General features: G+C 72.3%; 17 protein-coding genes and 1 pseudogene. 7 read left to right on the top strand and 11 right to left on the bottom strand.

Annotation, left to right across the window (positions count from 1 at the left end; translation table 11 throughout):
• Window positions 1–3: 3 nt before the first annotated feature.
• The 5 genes from BM396_RS23235 to BM396_RS23215 are packed head-to-tail and all read right to left on the bottom strand — an operon-like array spanning window position 4 to window position 2,140.
• Window positions 4–336, bottom strand: a complete 333-nt coding sequence (locus BM396_RS23235) for a gene transfer agent family protein (protein ID WP_043387351.1) — start codon at window positions 334–336, stop codon at window positions 4–6.
• Window positions 337–341: 5 nt separating this feature from the next.
• A complete protein-coding gene (locus BM396_RS23230; RefSeq protein WP_043349538.1) occupies window positions 342–752 on the bottom strand; it encodes a phage major tail protein, TP901-1 family in 411 nt (136 codons plus the stop codon).
• Between the two features lie 11 nt (window positions 753–763).
• Entirely contained in the window at window positions 764–1,192 is a 429-nt protein-coding gene (locus BM396_RS23225) for a tail completion protein gp17 (protein ID WP_043387353.1), read from the bottom strand.
• A complete protein-coding gene (locus BM396_RS23220) occupies window positions 1,189–1,542 on the bottom strand; it encodes a head-tail adaptor protein (RefSeq protein ID WP_043349544.1) in 354 nt (117 codons plus the stop codon). Before BM396_RS23220 ends, BM396_RS23225 begins: the two co-directional genes overlap by 4 nt.
• A gap of 34 nt (window positions 1,543–1,576) precedes the next feature.
• Window positions 1,577–2,140 carry a head-tail connector protein gene (locus tag BM396_RS23215; RefSeq protein ID WP_043387354.1) on the bottom strand — a complete coding sequence of 188 codons (564 nt, stop codon included), beginning with the start codon at window positions 2,138–2,140 and terminating at the stop codon, window positions 1,577–1,579.
• A gap of 25 nt (window positions 2,141–2,165) precedes the next feature.
• Here BM396_RS23215 and BM396_RS23210 point away from each other — a divergent pair, with 25 nt between their 5' ends.
• The 3 genes from BM396_RS23210 to dps all read left to right on the top strand — a co-directional run bounded on the left by BM396_RS23210 (window position 2,166) and on the right by dps (window position 4,644).
• Complete coding sequence (locus BM396_RS23210; protein WP_043387355.1) at window positions 2,166–2,936, top strand: S1 family peptidase; 771 nt, start codon at window positions 2,166–2,168, stop codon at window positions 2,934–2,936.
• A gap of 126 nt (window positions 2,937–3,062) precedes the next feature.
• Window positions 3,063–3,986 carry a S1 family peptidase gene (locus tag BM396_RS23205; RefSeq protein ID WP_078947095.1) on the top strand — a complete coding sequence of 308 codons (924 nt, stop codon included), beginning with the start codon at window positions 3,063–3,065 and terminating at the stop codon, window positions 3,984–3,986.
• 112 nt (window positions 3,987–4,098) lie between these two features.
• Window positions 4,099–4,644, top strand: coding sequence for a DNA starvation/stationary phase protection protein Dps (gene dps, locus BM396_RS23200; RefSeq protein ID WP_043353382.1), 546 nt, complete (start codon window positions 4,099–4,101; stop codon window positions 4,642–4,644).
• A 256-nt stretch (window positions 4,645–4,900) separates the two neighbouring features.
• On the opposite strand, the gene BM396_RS23195 is transcribed toward dps, so the two are convergent.
• From BM396_RS23195 to BM396_RS23185, 3 genes are all read right to left on the bottom strand, one after another.
• Window positions 4,901–6,193, bottom strand: a complete 1,293-nt coding sequence (locus BM396_RS23195; RefSeq protein ID WP_051976248.1) for a phage major capsid protein — start codon at window positions 6,191–6,193, stop codon at window positions 4,901–4,903.
• A 26-nt stretch (window positions 6,194–6,219) separates the two neighbouring features.
• Window positions 6,220–6,732, bottom strand: a complete 513-nt coding sequence (locus BM396_RS23190; protein WP_043387356.1) for an HK97 family phage prohead protease — start codon at window positions 6,730–6,732, stop codon at window positions 6,220–6,222.
• A 93-nt stretch (window positions 6,733–6,825) separates the two neighbouring features.
• Window positions 6,826–8,019 (bottom strand): phage portal protein, encoded by a 1,194-nt coding sequence (locus BM396_RS23185; RefSeq protein ID WP_043387358.1) that lies wholly within the window; start codon window positions 8,017–8,019, stop codon window positions 6,826–6,828.
• Window positions 8,020–8,049: 30 nt separating this feature from the next.
• Between BM396_RS23185 and BM396_RS23180 the strand changes: the two genes are divergently transcribed.
• On the top strand, window positions 8,050–9,027 hold the full coding sequence (locus BM396_RS23180) for a hypothetical protein (RefSeq protein WP_043387359.1): 978 nt from the start codon (window positions 8,050–8,052) through the stop codon (window positions 9,025–9,027).
• Window positions 9,028–9,349: 322 nt separating this feature from the next.
• Here the strand turns inward: BM396_RS23180 and BM396_RS23175 are convergent.
• Window positions 9,350–10,165 (bottom strand): annotated as a pseudogene (locus BM396_RS23175) (ATP-binding protein); the annotation flags it as partial.
• A 189-nt stretch (window positions 10,166–10,354) separates the two neighbouring features.
• Between BM396_RS23175 and BM396_RS23170 the strand changes: the two are divergent.
• Entirely contained in the window at window positions 10,355–10,564 is a 210-nt protein-coding gene (locus tag BM396_RS23170) for a hypothetical protein (protein ID WP_139239532.1), read from the top strand.
• Window positions 10,565–10,851: 287 nt separating this feature from the next.
• Here the strand turns inward: BM396_RS23170 and tcmP are convergent, their stop codons facing one another.
• Window positions 10,852–11,106, bottom strand: coding sequence for a three-Cys-motif partner protein TcmP (gene tcmP / locus BM396_RS23160; protein WP_199807264.1), 255 nt, complete (start codon window positions 11,104–11,106; stop codon window positions 10,852–10,854).
• A gap of 732 nt (window positions 11,107–11,838) precedes the next feature.
• Here tcmP and BM396_RS23155 point away from each other — a divergent pair.
• Together BM396_RS23155 and BM396_RS23150 are read left to right on the top strand one after the other, a co-directional pair.
• The gene (locus BM396_RS23155; protein WP_043387362.1) at window positions 11,839–12,567 is read left to right on the top strand and encodes a hypothetical protein; all 729 of its coding nucleotides are present in this window, start codon (window positions 11,839–11,841) and stop codon (window positions 12,565–12,567) included.
• A gap of 276 nt (window positions 12,568–12,843) precedes the next feature.
• Entirely contained in the window at window positions 12,844–13,167 is a 324-nt protein-coding gene (locus BM396_RS23150) for a ParB/Srx family N-terminal domain-containing protein (protein WP_043387363.1), read from the top strand.
• A 3-nt stretch (window positions 13,168–13,170) separates the two neighbouring features.
• On the opposite strand, the gene BM396_RS23145 is transcribed toward BM396_RS23150, so the two are convergent.
• Window positions 13,171–14,414, bottom strand: a protein-coding gene (locus BM396_RS23145) for an IS3 family transposase (protein WP_091994892.1) whose coding sequence is annotated in 2 segments (ribosomal slippage) — window positions 13,171–14,090 and window positions 14,090–14,414 — 1,245 coding nt in all. Because the reading frame shifts where the segments join, the coding sequence is not laid out codon by codon here.
• Between the last annotated feature and the right edge of the window lie 66 nt (window positions 14,415–14,480).

Here is a 14,480-nt window from a genome sequence, read left to right as displayed (position 1 = left end):
GCTCTAGGGAGGGTTTGCCGGGCCCGGCGCCTCCCCGAAGGCGGCCGCCAGGACGTCCCCCAGGGCGGCCGAGACGGCATCGAGCCCCCCCGCCAGGGGCAGCCGCGCCACCGCCGCGTCGTCGAGATCGTGGCCGCCGCCCCGCAGGGCGACGCCCAGAAGGGCGATCAGGTCGCGGGCCGAGACGCGCCCGCCCGCGAAGCGCGCGGCGAGGCCCGCAAGATCGCCGGCCTGGAGCGCGGTCTCCAGCTCGGCCAGCGCCCCGAGGGTGAGGCAGAGGGTGTAGCGCTGCCCGCCGAGGTCGAGCGGCACCTCGCCGCGGATCCGGTTGGCCATGGGATTCAGGCCGCCGCGAAGGCGAGTGCGCCGCCGGATTCGAGGCTCATGTCGAAGGTCACCTCGCCGGCATGGTCGCCCCGGTATTCGAGGCTCGCGATCTGGAACGGTCCCTCCAGGGTCCCGAAGGCCGGGATCACGATCTGGAACACCTCGACCGCGCCCTCGAAGAACAGCAGCCGCAGGCGCGCATCCGACGCCTGGTCGCGGAACACGCCGGAGCCGGCGATCGCGGCCCGGCGCACCCCCGCGCCGGCCAGCAATTCGCGCCAGCGCCCGGCGGAATCGGCGTTGGTGACGTCGACGGTCTCGGCGTTGAGGGTGATCTGGCGGCTGCGCAGGCCCGCCACCGCCGTGAAGCCGCCCGCGCCGTCGCCGGCCCGGATCAGCAGGTCCTTGCCCTTCTGCGCGCCCATCGGCCTTCTCCTCACAGGGTCTCGGTGACGGCCTCGACCGTCAGGCTCGCGCGGGCCTCGCCGGTCCGGGCGTCGCGGTGGGCGCGGACGGCCCGCACCCGCAGGGTGACGAGCCGGCAGCCCGCAAGGGGGAGGACGGGCGGCGTCGCGGCGTCCTGCAGCAGGGCCGCCATCCGCGCCGCGGCGTCGAGGGCGGTGCGCACCGAGCCGGCCTGAGCGATCACCACGATCGCGTGGCTGTGCCGGTGGCGCTCGGCGCCGTCGACGGAATCGTCCGTGATCTCGGCGTCGCCGAACAGGGCGTAGACCGGGAGCGTGCCCCGCGGCGGCTCGTCGTAGAGCCGGACCCGGCCGCCCAGCAGGGCCGCCAGGGCGGCATCGGCGGCGAAGCGGCCGATCAGGCCGGCGCGGAGCGCCAGGAGCGGGCCCGGATCGCTCACGACCGGCCCTCCCGGGGCAGTTCCTCGACGTGGCAGATCAGGTCGCGGCCCCGCGCATCCGGCTCGGTGACGGCGCGGATCGCGAAGCGGCGGGGCCCGGCGGCGAGCCGCATGGTCGGGTCGAGCTCGGCCCGGCTCCGCAGGGTGACGCGGTAGGCGGGCAGCGTGTCGGTGCGGCCGCCGGCCGGGCGATCGGCCATCCCCGCCGGGGCTAGGGCTCCCCACAGGACCGGGCCGGCCACGTAGCGGCGCAGCACGCCCCCGAAGCCGTCCGGCTCTTCCAGAGGCCGTTCGAGCACGAAGCGGCGGCGCCGCGCGCCGAGGGGCGGGTGTTGGGACGAGGACGCCATCGGGGAAACTCCGGGAGCGAGCGTCACAGCCGTGTCAGAGCCGCATCCGCCGGAACGGCGCGGCGAGTTCGGCCGCGTCGGTACGGGCGGCATCGGGCTCGTCGCCGCGATGCTCGTAGCGGGCGGCGGCGAGACGCAGGATCGCGAGGCGCAGAGGCTCGGGGAGCGGCGGCCCGTCCCCGCCGTATCCCGCCGCGACCTCGATCAGGATCGTGCGGCCGGCGGGATCCGGCACGGCGGGATCGATGCGCAGGGACGGCGCCTCGCCCGGATCGGGGCCGAGGCGCGCGAGCCCCGCGGCGAGGTCGGCGACGCCCCCCGAAGCCTCCGCGAAGCCGGCGCGGAGGAGCGCGACCAGGGGGCTCAGGGGCAGCGGCACCTGCCCGTCCGGCGGCCATGCGGACAGGGCGATCCGGTAGCGGCCCGGGATCAGGATCCGGCGGGTCTCGATCTCCAGGCTCGCGCGCGCCGCACTGATCAGGGCCTGGAGCAGCCCGTCCTCGTCGGCGCCCGCATCGGACTCGAACCGCAGGTAGGCGCGCAGGTCGGGCACGCCCACCGGCTCGACGGCGGCGGCCTCGATGCGTAACGGGATCATCGCGCGTCTCTCTGCAGGTGGTCCGATGCCGATCTCGAAGCGCCGCCCGGTGCGCCACCCGGCGGGGGGGAGCCTTGCGGCGGCCCTCGCGGCGGCCCTGGCGGCGATCCTGGCGCTCGCCGCCCTCCCGGCGCAGGCGGTGGTCGGCGGCACCGAGGCGCCGGCCGGCGGGGCCGTGATGGTCCTGTCGTCGAAGGGCGGCGTCTGCACCGGCGTGGTGCTCGCCCCCGACACGGTGCTGACCGCCGGCCACTGCCTCGCCGACGCAAGCGAGCACCGCGTCCATTTCCGTGACGCCACCGGCGAACCGGTCCTCGTCGAGGTCGCCGCGCAGGCGCTGCATCCGGGCTACGCGCCCGGCGCGGCGGCGGCCCGGCGGCGCTCCATCGACCTCGCGCTGCTGCGCACCGCGACGCCGCTGCCAACCCGCTTCGCGCCCGTGACCCTGAGCGCCGCCCCGGCCCGGGCGGGCGAGATCCTGACCCTGTCGGGCTACGGCGCGGCCAAGCCCGGCGATCCGCGCTCCACCGGCACCTATCGCAGCGTCGGGCTGCCGGTGATCGAGCCCTACGGGCCGAGCCGGGTCCTGGTCTGGCTCAAGCGCACGGGCGGCGGCGCCTGCCAGGGGGATTCCGGCGGCCCGATCGCGGGACCGGACGGGGCCGTCCTGGCGCTGTCGGCCTGGATCGGCGGCGCCTGCGGCGGCCTGACCCAGGGCATCCTGACGGGGCCGCAGCGCGGCTGGATCGATCGCGTGCTCGGTGGCTGGAACCGGACCGCGCGCTGGACGGAGTAACGTCACGGCGACGTGTGCGCAGGGAACCTCAGCTTGGCCGGGCACTTGCCTTGCTCTAGGCTCACCGCGCGCCGCCTCCCGCATCCGGCGCCCCCACCCGCGCAGAGCGCGCGCCCGGAGATCCCGATGTCCCCTCGCCCGATCCGGACGGCCGGCCCCCGCGAGCGCAGCCTGCGCGGCGGCCTGAGGGGCGGCTTGTGGGGCGGCCTGCTCGGCGTGTCGCTGCTCGGCGCCCTGACGGGCCTGCTCCCCACGCCCGCCGCCGCGGTGATCAACGGCGCGACGACGCGGGATCCCAACGGCGCGCGCAGCTTCGTGGTGCGCATCGAGAGCACCGAGGGCGAGATCTGCTCGGGGACGCTGATCGCCCCGGACCTCGTGCTCAGCGCCGCCCACTGCGTCATGCGCCCCGCCGGATACACGGTGATCAGCGTCGACCGGAGCTTCCGGCAGCACCGGACCCCGGTGATCGCCGCCTCCATGCACCCGGACTTCGTGCCCGGCACGACCCCCGAGGATCAGCCCGGCGTCGATCTGGCGCTGCTCAAGCTCGAGCAGCCGCTCGGCAATGACTACGTGCCCCTCGATCCCCGGGGCGCCGGCTCGATCAGCAACGGCGAGCCGGTGGACATCGCGGGCTTCGGCGTGGTGGCGGAGAACCGGCGGAACTCGGCGCGGGTCCTGCGTCTCGCCCACCTCGTGTCGATCGGCTCCCTGCAGGTCGCCAACCGGGTGACCGTCGTGACCGACCGGCGGCGCATGGCCGAGACCTCGGGCGCCGGTGCCTGCCTGGGCGATTCCGGCGGCCCGATCCTGACCGGAGGCCCCGGCGGCTACCGGATCGTCGGCGTGGTGAGCTGGTCGAGCGGGGCCCTGCAGCAGGGCACGCGCCGCACCGCCTGCGGCGGCTTCACCGCCGTGACGCCGGTGGCCGAGCATGCCGGCTGGATCGCCTCGCGCTCGGCGGAACTGCAGCGGATCCAGGTCGGCGAGGCGGCCTCCCGCGGCAACCGGTCGGACTGGATGGCGCGCCCCGGCCGCAACCGCTAGGCGCGCCCTGCGGCGAAACAGTCCCGCCGCCGCGGATCCGTCGCGGCTGCGGGAACCTGAGGCCGCACCGGCACTTTCGCATCCGAACCTTTTCGACTGACGGAGCGAAAGCATGGCCGAGAGCGGCACCAGTACCACACCCCGGACCCACAAGACCCGCAACGACACCGACTCGAACGCCAAGAAGGTCTCGATCGACGCCCTGAACGCACGGCTCGCGGACGGCATCGACCTCGCCCTGGCGATCAAGCAGGCGCATTGGAACCTGAAGGGCCCGCAGTTCATCGGTATCCACGAGATGCTCGACGGGTTCCGCACCGAGCTGGACGACCTCAACGACAAGGTCGCCGAGCGCGCGGTGCAGCTCGGCGCCACGGCCTTCGGATCGGCCCAGGTGGTCGCCGAGCGCACGAAGCTGCCGCCCTACCCGACCGGCATCTACGCCATCGCCGACCACGTCGCGGCGCTGATCGACAGCTATGCCGGCTACGCCAACGCCGTGCGCGAGAACATCGACGAGACCGACGAAGCGGGCGATCCCGGCACGGCCGACCTGTTCACCGAGATATCCCGGGCGGTCGACAAGCACCTCTGGTTCCTGGAGGCCCACGTCCAGGAGCCGACCGGCGCCCTGCGCGACGGCAATCCGGGCCGCTGAAGGCGCGCGGTCCTTCTGAAGGCGCTGGCCCGAGGGATCACACGTCCCCGTCCGAGACCGGCGCCGTCCCGGACGCGTGCAGTCCCCCCTCCCCCTGTGGGGAGGGGCCAGGGGCGGGGGCGGCTCTGGACCGAGCGGTCCGGTGACGTCCGAACGCCCCCGGTCCCGGGCCTCCCCAGACGGCGGAGGAGCGCGCATCGCGGATGAACCGGCGCGGCGATCCGAAAGCGCCGAGGGGGAGCGACGCGGCATCCCCTCAGGAGAATTTCAGCAGCTTGATCGCGTCGAAATCCTGCACCCCACCGCCGACGCGCTTGGTGGTGTAGAACAGCACGTAGGGCTTGGCCGAGTAAGGGTCGCGCAGCACCCGCATCCCGGTGCGGTCGACCACGAGGTAGCCCCGGCGAAAATCGCCGAAGGCCACCGACAGGCTGTCCTTGGCGAGATCCGGCATCGCCTCGGCCTCGGTGACCGGGAAGCCGATCAGCGTGGCGGACCGGCCGGCGGCGAGCGGCGGCTGCCAGAGGTAATTGCCCTCCGCATCTCTGAATTTGCGGATCGCACTCTGGGTGCGCCGGTTCATGACGAAGCCGGCATTCTGCCGGTAGGCCGCCCGCAGCCCGTAGACCAGATCGAACAGCACGTCCGCCGGGCTGGCGGACGGGAAGGCCCCGGCCGCCCCCGTGGCGATCGTGCCGAGCTTGCCCGGCACCCAGGCGGCATTGGCGACCGTGTCGTAGCTGAGGAAGCCCCGCGGGCGGCTCGCGCCGTTGCCGGACACGAAGGCGACGCCCTCCTGCTCGGCGAAGGCGGTCTCCACCTCAGCCGAGAGCCACGCGTCGAGATCCACCACGGCATCGTCGAGAAGCGTCTGGGTGGCGGCGGGCATCGCGTAGAGTTCCATGGCGGGGAACGCGATCTCCGACAGGGCCGGCGCGGCGGTCTCCGGTCGTGGCGCGGTCTCGGCGGCCCAGCCGGTGACCGGCGCGCCCACCGAGACCGCTCGCTTGTACTGGGATCCCGAAATCTGCTGCACGCTGGCGATCGACCGGATCGGCGAGACCTGGCCGAGGCGCGTCAGCACGGTGCGCTCGATCGTGTCGGGGATGAGGTAGCCGCCATCCGGCCCGGAGCCGGCCGACAGGGCCTTGGCCTCCAGGCGCTTCAGGCCGCCGCTCTCGCCGGCCCGGACGTAGAGATCGAAGGCGGCCTTGTGCTCGTGCGCGGCCCCCGCCTCGCGGATGTCCGGCTGCCCGAGGGGCGGCCGGGCCCGCTCCAGGGCGATCCGGTCGAGGCGGGTGCGGGCGGCATCGAGGGCCGCGTCGATCCGGGCGAGCTTCTCCTCCGTGAGCACGTCTGCGCCGAGGCGGCCCTCGATCTGGTCGATCCGGGCGTCGTTCGTCTCCTTGAAGGCCGCGAAGGCGGCGGCGAGCTCGTCGAGGGCCGAGCGGACCGGGCCGCCCTCGGGTTGCGCGGCCTTGTTCTCCAGGAGTGGCAGGCCGCTCTTCGTCGCGAAGGCGGGATCGGTGTTCAGGGTCTGGGCGTCCATCGTGAGCCTCGTCGGCGGGGTGAAAGTCAGGACCGCGCGGCCAGCCGAGGCCGGGCGGCGGGTCTGGCGGTGCGGAGCGGTGCGATCAGGCCGGCGAGGCCGCGGATCGCGTCGGCCTCCGGATCCGGCTCGGGGCTGGGGCTCGCCCTCGCCCCCGGCTGCAGCGGGAAGGTCACGAGCGAGATCTCCCAGAGATCGACCTGCTGGAGCCGACGCTCGCCGCCGGCGCCCTTCCGGGCGCGCAGCGTGCGGAAGCCGATCGACAGCCCGTCGAGGCCACCGCCGCGCATCAGGGCGTCGACCTCCCGGGCGCGCTGCACCGCGAGGTTGAGCTGGCCTTCCGCGAACAGGCCGCGGCCATCCTCGCGCAGGGCGAGCCACCGGCCGATCGGCTCGGCGGGGTCGTGCTGGAACAGGAGCCGCACCCCCGCGGCCCCACGCCGGGCGAGGCTCACCGCGAAGGCGCCGGGCACCACCACGTCGCGGCCGAGATCGGGCACGCCGAAGAGGCTGGCATAGCCGGAGAAATGCCCGTCCATGGGGGGATCCTCGCGTGAAGCGGGTCGTGAGGGGACGTTCGGAACTGCCACGGGCCCTCCCTCCCCCGCGCCGGGAGGAGGGAGACCTGCGCCTCACCGGGAACCCGGCTCCTGCGGCATCGCTGGCGGGTAGCCCACCGCCTCGCGCTTCTCCGCCACCGACAGGAAATCGGCGGCCTCGACCCGGCGCCACAGGGATTCCCGCTCCACCGCCAGCGCCTCGATCCGATCGAGGTCCGGCTCCAGGTCGACGGGGCCGAAGGCGGGCTCCAGCCAGCCGGCCAGCGCCTGCGCGGTGCGGGTGGCGAGGGGGATCAGGGTCTGGCGGTAGAGGGCGCGGTTGGCCTCGGCGTAGTTGGCGTGGGTGTTGTCGCCGGGCAGCCCCAGCAGCAGCGGCGGCACGCCGAAGGCCAGGGCGATCTCCCGGGCCGCCGCGTTCTTGGCCGCGACGAAATCCATGTCCCGCGGCGACAGCGCCAGGGGCTTCCAGTCCAGGCCGCCCTCCAGCAGCAGGGGACGGCCGGCATTGGCGGCCCCCTGGTAATTCGCCTCCAGCTCCGCCTTCAGCCGATCGAATTGCGGTTCGGACAGCGACGCCCCGGCGAAGACCAGGGCCCCGGACGGCCGGGCGGCATTGTCGAGGAGCGCCTTGTTCCAGGCGCTCGCGGCGTTGTGGATGTCGAGGGCCGCGGCGGCGGCCGCGATCGGGGCGAGGCCGCCGGTCTCGTCGTCCGGGTGGAACAGCGCCAGCGCCAGGATCGGCGCCACGGCGGCCCCGGGTTCGGGCAGATCGAACCGGCGGCTGCGTCCGCCCGCCGTGTAGAGATAGGCCGTCGGCCAGCCGTCCGGGCCCGGCAGCATCCGCATGCGCCCGGGCCGGAGAGCCTGGAGCGCCGCGATCCGCCCGTCGAGGCTCACCGCCTCGAGATAGGCCGTGCCGCCGAGCAGGAGGTCGGCATAGACGGTTTCAAGCAGGTGCGTGCCGCTCTCCCGGGGGTTCGGCCGCGCCAGCAGCGCCAGGAGGTCGCCCGCCCGCTCGGCCCCGGGGCCGGTGGCGATCAGCGGCAGGCTCGCGGCGCTCTCGGCGACGAGCCGCACCGCCCGGTGGACCACCGGGTTGGCTTGGTAGCCGGCCCGGGCGAGGGCCGCTGGATCGCGGGGCGTCCAGCTGGCCCGGCCCTCGGCATAGAGGGCGAAGGCCGGGGCCGCGGCGGCCTTGGTGGCGAGCGCCGGGCCGCCGCTGGCGCGGCGCGCCACCCGCGCCAGCCGTTCGAGGAGGGTCGACATGCCGGTCCGTTCCTGAGCTATGGTCACGCGATGCAGCCCCGGTTCCCCACACGGCCCCAGGCGCGGTTCCGGGCGCGCTTCCGCGCCGCCCGTTTCGGCGGCCTCGTCGCGGCGCTCCTCGCCGCGGCCGCCCGGGCCGGCGATGCGCCCGGGCCCGCGCCCCTCTGGCCGGAACCCAATGGAACCCTGATCCTGGCGCGCCCCTTCGGCCGGTCCGAGATCAGCCTGCGCCTGTCCCGGCGGGTCGCCGGAGCGGTGGACACCCTGACCTGGGACGGCGTCACGTTCCTGGCCGATACCGAACCGGGCGATGCCCTGCAGGCGCGGGCGGAGGTCGGGTCCGGAGGCGGCTGCCGCCGGGCGAGCGAGGCGGGCACCCCGCAGGACCCCACCGGCGAACCCGCCGCGCGCCGTCTCCGCGCCCTGCGCGCCGGACGGAGCTGGGCCGAGACCGAGACCCGCATGGCCTGGGACGGGCCGTCCGATCCCGCCGACGAGCCCCCGTCAGACTGCCCGACGGGCGCCGCGGCCGCGGCATTGCCCGCGCCGATCCTGCACAAGCGGATTGCCCTCGGCCTGCCCGGCCTCGGCAACGCCGTGGAGGTGCAGGCCCGCTTCGACCTGGCCGAGGCCGCGGCGGCGCTCCGGCTCGAACCCCTCGCCGCCGCCGTGCCGGCGGAATTCTCGTCGGCCTGGCGCTTCGACCCGGCCAGCGGCGGGATCGCGCCCCTCGATCCCGAACCGGGGGAGCGGCCGGACCCCGTGATCCTGGCGACGCCGGAGGGCTCGCACGCCCTGGCGGTCTGGGCGCCGGGCCCGCCGGAGCAGGAGCCCGACGCGCCGCGACCCGGCTTCGCGGTCGACGCCGAGGCCGGAGCGAACCGCCTGAGCTGCCGGTTCCGGGTGGCGCACGCCGCCGCCGGCGCGCACGCTTTCGCCTGCTATGCCCTGGTCGGCTCCCTGGCCGACGTCCGGGCCGCCCTGCGGACCCTGACCGCGCCTCCGTGACGGCGCCCCCCGTGCTGGACCGTCCGGAATGCAGGACCCGCCGGGGGCCCGAGGTTCTGGATGCCGGGCGCGCCTGCGGCGCCCCAAGCTGACGGCAAGGATCGTGCCCCCAGGATGCGCGGCCCGATCCACCCGCCGCCGTCGCACAAGCGGAAAGAATTGTGGTGGGGATTCCCAGCACGGGACGGCACGCCGTGGCAGGACAGCTACAGCTTTGGCGCACGACATTGTGTATACAGGATGCAGTTCGTTCCAGAGACCACGAACCACCTCCGGCGCGCTTCTCACGGAAGCGCGCCGAATTGTTTTCTAGACGCCGCGGTCAAAGCCGCCGGATCCGCGGCTCGGCCTGCGGCCCGAGCATCAGATGCGTCAGCGCCCAGACGAGGGCGTCGAGCCGGTCGGGCGAGGCCCCGCCGGACAGGCCGTCCGGCCCGAAATCGCACAGTTCGTCCTCCAGCGCCGGGAACGCCCCGACATGGTGGACCAGTCCGCGGGCGTAGAGCAGCGAGACCGGCTCGGCGCGGAGATACTTGCCGCGCGTGGCGTGCACCCGCGTGACCGGCACCGCGGGGTCGCACTGGCCGAGCACGGCGGCGGCCATCTCGCCACCCTGGTTGACCTCGACCACGAGGGCGTCGGCCTGGAGCCGGTGATAGAGCGCCAGCGCCGTACCCGCCCAGGCCTGCGGGGTGGCGCGGGCGAGGCTCGCATCGGCCAGGACGTAGGCGTGCCCCCCCGCGCGCCCGGCCGCCACGATCCCGCAGGCATCCGAGCGCGCCCCGGAGGCGGCCGGGGGATCCACCGCTACGACGATCCGGCCGAGATCGGGCGCGGCGGCGACCCGGCCCGCCTCCAGCGCGGCGCGGTTCCACAGGGCGTCGTCCCGGTCGGCGATGAGCTCGCCGTCGAGTTCCTGACGGCCGAGCCGGGTGCCGGCGTAGCGCCCGACCACTTGGTCGAGGAAGTCCGGCGCGAGATGCGCGGCGTTGTCATGCGTCCGGGCCCGGCTCACCACCGTGCGCGGATCGGCGAGCAGGCGGCGGATCAGCGGCACCGGCCGGGGGGTCGTCGTCACGCAGTTGCGCGGCCGGGCGCCGAGGCGCAGGCCGAATTGCAGCATGTCGAAGGCGGCGTCCGGTGTGGGGAAGCAGTCTAATCTACCCCTTGCAAGAATCAAATTCTCATACATGACAACCACATAACCAAAAGGCCTACCGCAAAATCACCCCCTTTGTGCTCTGAATAAGTTGCCCCCCTGCCGTCCGCTACGGCGAATAGTCTACCTATGATTGACCAGTCCGCTATGATCGGCAGGATCACATCCTTGTCCGTTCGCTACGACGACGGGGACCACATGGTCCGGTTCGGAGGCCTGCTGGAGTCGGGTCTCGGCGAAGTCTCCGGCTCGGTGGGCATCATCGGGTATCGGGCGGCCAACCGACGGAAGGTCGTGGAACGCGAAGACGATGCGCATGCCGGTCCTGACGTCCTGCGGCCGTACGTCCTTCCCGGTCCGAACCCTGGCATCGGTTAGCCATCGCCGGCGAGATGCCTCGACGGATGTCGAGGGCGGACGAACGCAGGGGAACCATACCGTCGACGCGTTCCCTCGAAGACATCCTAGTGAAACAAACCCGATGCTTGGTACCCACTCATGAGGTCCGCACGGGATAGATTGCAGTCATTCGTTCAGAATCGAACGACGTAGCCGTCTTCCGCCTTCTCTGCAGCTTCGGGTGCGCGAGCGAGCATGTCAGAGCTCATTTGCGTCAGCAGGACGGACTTGGCGGCGATCTCCGGCAGATGCTGACGGAGTGTGGCTCAGTCGAGGTGAAAGCGCACCGGGCGTTCGGCCGTGTAAGCCTCCGCAATGAGGCGATCGGCCCCACCCGCCTCGCGGACCCCGCGGAGAAGGATCAAGGGCGAGCCGGCGACCACCCCGTCCTCGAAACGATACGCGCCGCCGCCGCAGAAGCCGTCGACGATGGTCAACCGCAGCTCTGGCTTCTGCGGCTTTTGGCAAAGGATCTCGTTGTAACGACGGGTGTAGTCCGCGAAGGTCCGGTGCTTGGCCAAGCTGTGGGCTCCCAGGACGGAGAGCGGTCCGCCCAACCTCCAGCCGTACTGACCGCCCATCGCGCGTCGTCCCTCCCGCCCTTCGGATCGCGTCCGTCGGTTCCGAACGCCGAGTTTGCGTGTTCACGCCATGGAATGGCAAGCGTCCTCGAAGCGGCTTTGGTCTTCGCGCATGGGCTTTGACGTGACGTATCGAGTTGCAATCCCGTCCACGAGGGATCGCGTTCAAACGGACGTTGCAGTGGGAAATCCGTAGTCCTCGAACGTCGCGCCAAGTAGGGCAACCCGGGGAGCGATCGCCTTCGGGAACCGACCGGGTGTGCACGTCGCGATGCATATGGGCGAATGTGACCGGACCGGTGCGCCGCTAGCGGCGCCGCGGCTTCGCCGCCACCGCCTGGCCCCGGATACGTTCGACCTGCAGCGTCGGCCGCGTCCTCCGGTATGGGCAACGGGAGGGACACGACGCTGTCGCCTGCAACGCGGCAAGCCAGCCGAGGATCAACCGACGTACCGACCCGCTTCGAACCGCGGAGATCGCCTGACGAGGGTCGGGATTGATGACTCGCCGACCTGCACGTCGCCTCGGCCGGCCTGGGACCGGAAGTAGGCGTACATCTGGTACGGGCGCGCTTCCGGAGAATCCAGGAGCCGCGCGGCGCTCGCGCCGCCCTCACGTTTGTGCCTTGCATGATCAACCGCGAACCTCGCTTCGGTACACAGGAGGTTCCCATGCTCACCGCCACCAAAGCTTGCGTCGCGAATGTCGAGACACACGAAACTCCTTTCGGGATACGCCACGTCGCCGCCGCGTTCGGCGACGAGGTGTGGGTGAGCGTCGTCCCCTTGGATTCGCTGCCGTACACATTGACGGATAGGCCATACCTTCGGCCGCACTCCCAGACGGTCATGTTCACCGTGCTGCGGTCCGAGGACGGCACCCGCGATGCCGTGCTGCGCCACAATCCCAGGAGGCGGCCACCGGCGATCGACGCCGCGTTCGACCATGCGCGGGAGCTTGCAACCGCCTACGCGAACGATCATGCCGGCTACATGGACGAGCTGCGTGTCACCCAGCGGGACGAACGGCTCGCCGAGCTTGCGAGGCTGGTCGCCAATACACCGACCAAAAACGAGAAGTGGCTCACCGACGAGCTCAAGAGGAAGGCCGAGGGCGAACTAAAGATGCTGCCCGCGGCGTTGCAGGAGCTGATTCGCGGGACAGTGCCAACGCATCAGGGTCTGCTGGCCGCCCCTGAACCGCTCGGTCCGCTGCTGCGCCGGAATTCGCCGAGCAACGAAACCGAAAGGCTGGTCTTCGAGGTTTGCGGACATCTGGTCGGGATTCACAGAATCGAGTACCGGGAGGAGCAGATCAGGGCCAAGTACCTGGCCGAGGCCGCAACGTTGCGCGATGAAGCGGACCAAGAGGCGGTTCTGTCGGGTCCATCCCTCCGCTGATTTCGGTCACAGTTGCGTTGCTGTCTTCCTCCAAACGCGGACATGGAGTCGCGGGACCCGGGCGGCCGCGCCGCACCGTCCTGCGGCGCCCGTAGGCACAAGTTGAACCGCACCCCGGTTAGACCGGACAGGCGGCCTGGCTCACGAAGGCAACGGCGCAGGCGAGCAAACTGCGGTCCATTGGTTCACGTACGGATCTAGCCCAACAGCGGGAAAGCGATGGATGCAATGTAAGACCTGCCCAAGCCCGGGCTCTATACGAGGACCCAAGCCCTCGTGCTGTTGAAGGGCGAGACGCCGCCCGATCCGACCGAGGACAACCGCAAGTCCAAGGTCGAGAAGAAGCTATGCCGGAAGCTCGTCGCCGCTTGGCCGCCCTGGTCGGAGGGCGGGGCGATGACCCCGGCCATGGTCCAGCCTCACACCACCGGCGAGATCATCATCGTCGGCGGCAACCATCGCTTGGCTGTGGCTCGGGCGAAGGGAGCGGGGCGGGTGCCGGTACTGTTCGAGCCTGAGCACCTGCCGTCTATGCAAGCCAAGTTGCCCAGCCTCATGGTCCTGGCTGTACCGCCCGCGGATTGTGAGACACCGATCTGAAGCCTACGCGGCCAAGGCCGCGGGTGGAAGCTGCGCGGCACGAACGGCGGCTGGGGGTCGGAACCCGTGCCGCTCGATCAGCCACGTCTCATTGTAGAGGTCGCGAAACGCCAGCAGCGCGCGACGCAGGTCCTCGACCGTGTCGAAGTGCTCCACCCACAGCAGGTTCTCCTTGAGCGTGCGGATGAAGCGCTCGGCGCAGCCGTTTCCTTCCGGTGCGCGCACGAAGGCGGGCGAACTCGCGATACCCAGGAACGCCAGCTCCGCCTGGAAATCGTCCGACATGTACTGGCTGCCGTGGTCGTGCCGGACACTCAGGCCGGAGGCGATCTCGGCCGTAAAGCCGCCGAAGCGCTGCCGCACACCCTGGCGGATCGGCTCCAGCGCCTCGAACCGTGTGGCCCGACGCGCCGCATGGATGCCCACGCACTCGGCCGAGCAGTGGTCGACGGCCACGAACACCGCGACCTGTCCCTCAGCCGTCCAGGTGGTGGTCAAGTCCGTGCCCCACATCGTGTCCACCCTCTCCGGGATGATGGTGCCGTCGTGATTGCGCGGGCCGCGCGGTGTGCCGACGCGAGAGGGGGCGAGCAGATCATGGGCGCGCATCAGGCGCAGCACGCGGCGTTTGGAGGTGCGCACGCCCTTGAGGCGCAGCCGCGCCCAGACCTTGCGGTGACCCTCGCCGTGGAAGGGGCAGTCCGTGATGATGGCGCGGATCTGCGTGAGCAGCGCCGCATCCGGCATCGGCCCGACTGGGCCGGGACGCCGCGACGGCACGAGCCGGGCGGGTGAGAGGTGCCGGTGGACGGTAGCGCGCGACACGCGCCAGATCCGGCACACCCGGGCCAGTCCGTAAACTTTGCCGCTGGCAGGCGAGACGGCCCGGCTCATGGCCGCGACCGCCTGCGGGCCAAAGGGCCGGGGCCGCGCGCCTCCAGGGCGGCGATCTTGGCCTCCAGCAACTCGCGCTCGATCAGCATCTCACCGAGCTTGGCCTTCAGCCGCCCGCTCTCCAGCGCGTCCGCATCAAGGGGCCGGGTCGCCAAGCTCGCTTCGCCCGCCGTCAGGAACGCGTCGCGCCAGCCCGACAGGGTCGCGGCGGTCACGCCCAGACTGCGCGAGACGCTCTCCAGGTCCTCGCCGCGTAGCAGCCGCAGCACTGCATCCCGTTTGCGCTGCCGGGACATGCGCCCGCCGCGACCAGGACCGACTGCGCCTGCATCTGCCCTCGTATCCGTGCTCATCATCCTCACCCCTGTCGCGGCGACCGTCCGCTAACGGGGTGTCTCAAGCAACCGGGAGGCGGAGGA

The organism is Methylobacterium sp. UNCCL125 (assembly GCF_900116795.1).
Classification (GTDB): domain Bacteria; phylum Pseudomonadota; class Alphaproteobacteria; order Rhizobiales; family Beijerinckiaceae; genus Methylobacterium; species Methylobacterium fujisawaense.
Note: the sequence above shows the minus strand (reverse complement) of the source record. Positions and strands in the feature narration are given on the sequence as shown.

Excerpts from the sequence above, each read along its gene's own strand:
- BM396_RS23155 (WP_043387362.1), top strand. The coding sequence starts at position 11,839 with ATGCTCACCGCCACCAAAGCTTGCGTCGCGAATGTCGAGACACACGAA.
- BM396_RS23235 (WP_043387351.1), bottom strand. The coding sequence starts at position 336 with ATGGCCAACCGGATCCGCGGCGAGGTGCCGCTCGACCTCGGCGGGCAG.
- BM396_RS23215 (WP_043387354.1), bottom strand. The coding sequence starts at position 2,140 with ATGATCCCGTTACGCATCGAGGCCGCCGCCGTCGAGCCGGTGGGCGTG.
- BM396_RS23180 (WP_043387359.1), top strand. The coding sequence starts at position 8,050 with ATGCAGCCCCGGTTCCCCACACGGCCCCAGGCGCGGTTCCGGGCGCGC.
- dps (WP_043353382.1), top strand. The coding sequence starts at position 4,099 with ATGGCCGAGAGCGGCACCAGTACCACACCCCGGACCCACAAGACCCGC.
- BM396_RS23190 (WP_043387356.1), bottom strand. The coding sequence starts at position 6,732 with ATGGACGGGCATTTCTCCGGCTATGCCAGCCTCTTCGGCGTGCCCGAT.
- BM396_RS23195 (WP_051976248.1), bottom strand. The coding sequence starts at position 6,193 with ATGGACGCCCAGACCCTGAACACCGATCCCGCCTTCGCGACGAAGAGC.
- BM396_RS23205 (WP_078947095.1), top strand. The coding sequence starts at position 3,063 with ATGTCCCCTCGCCCGATCCGGACGGCCGGCCCCCGCGAGCGCAGCCTG.
- BM396_RS23210 (WP_043387355.1), top strand. The coding sequence starts at position 2,166 with ATGCCGATCTCGAAGCGCCGCCCGGTGCGCCACCCGGCGGGGGGGAGC.
- BM396_RS23230 (WP_043349538.1), bottom strand. The coding sequence starts at position 752 with ATGGGCGCGCAGAAGGGCAAGGACCTGCTGATCCGGGCCGGCGACGGC.
- BM396_RS23220 (WP_043349544.1), bottom strand. The coding sequence starts at position 1,542 with ATGGCGTCCTCGTCCCAACACCCGCCCCTCGGCGCGCGGCGCCGCCGC.
- BM396_RS23185 (WP_043387358.1), bottom strand. The coding sequence starts at position 8,019 with ATGTCGACCCTCCTCGAACGGCTGGCGCGGGTGGCGCGCCGCGCCAGC.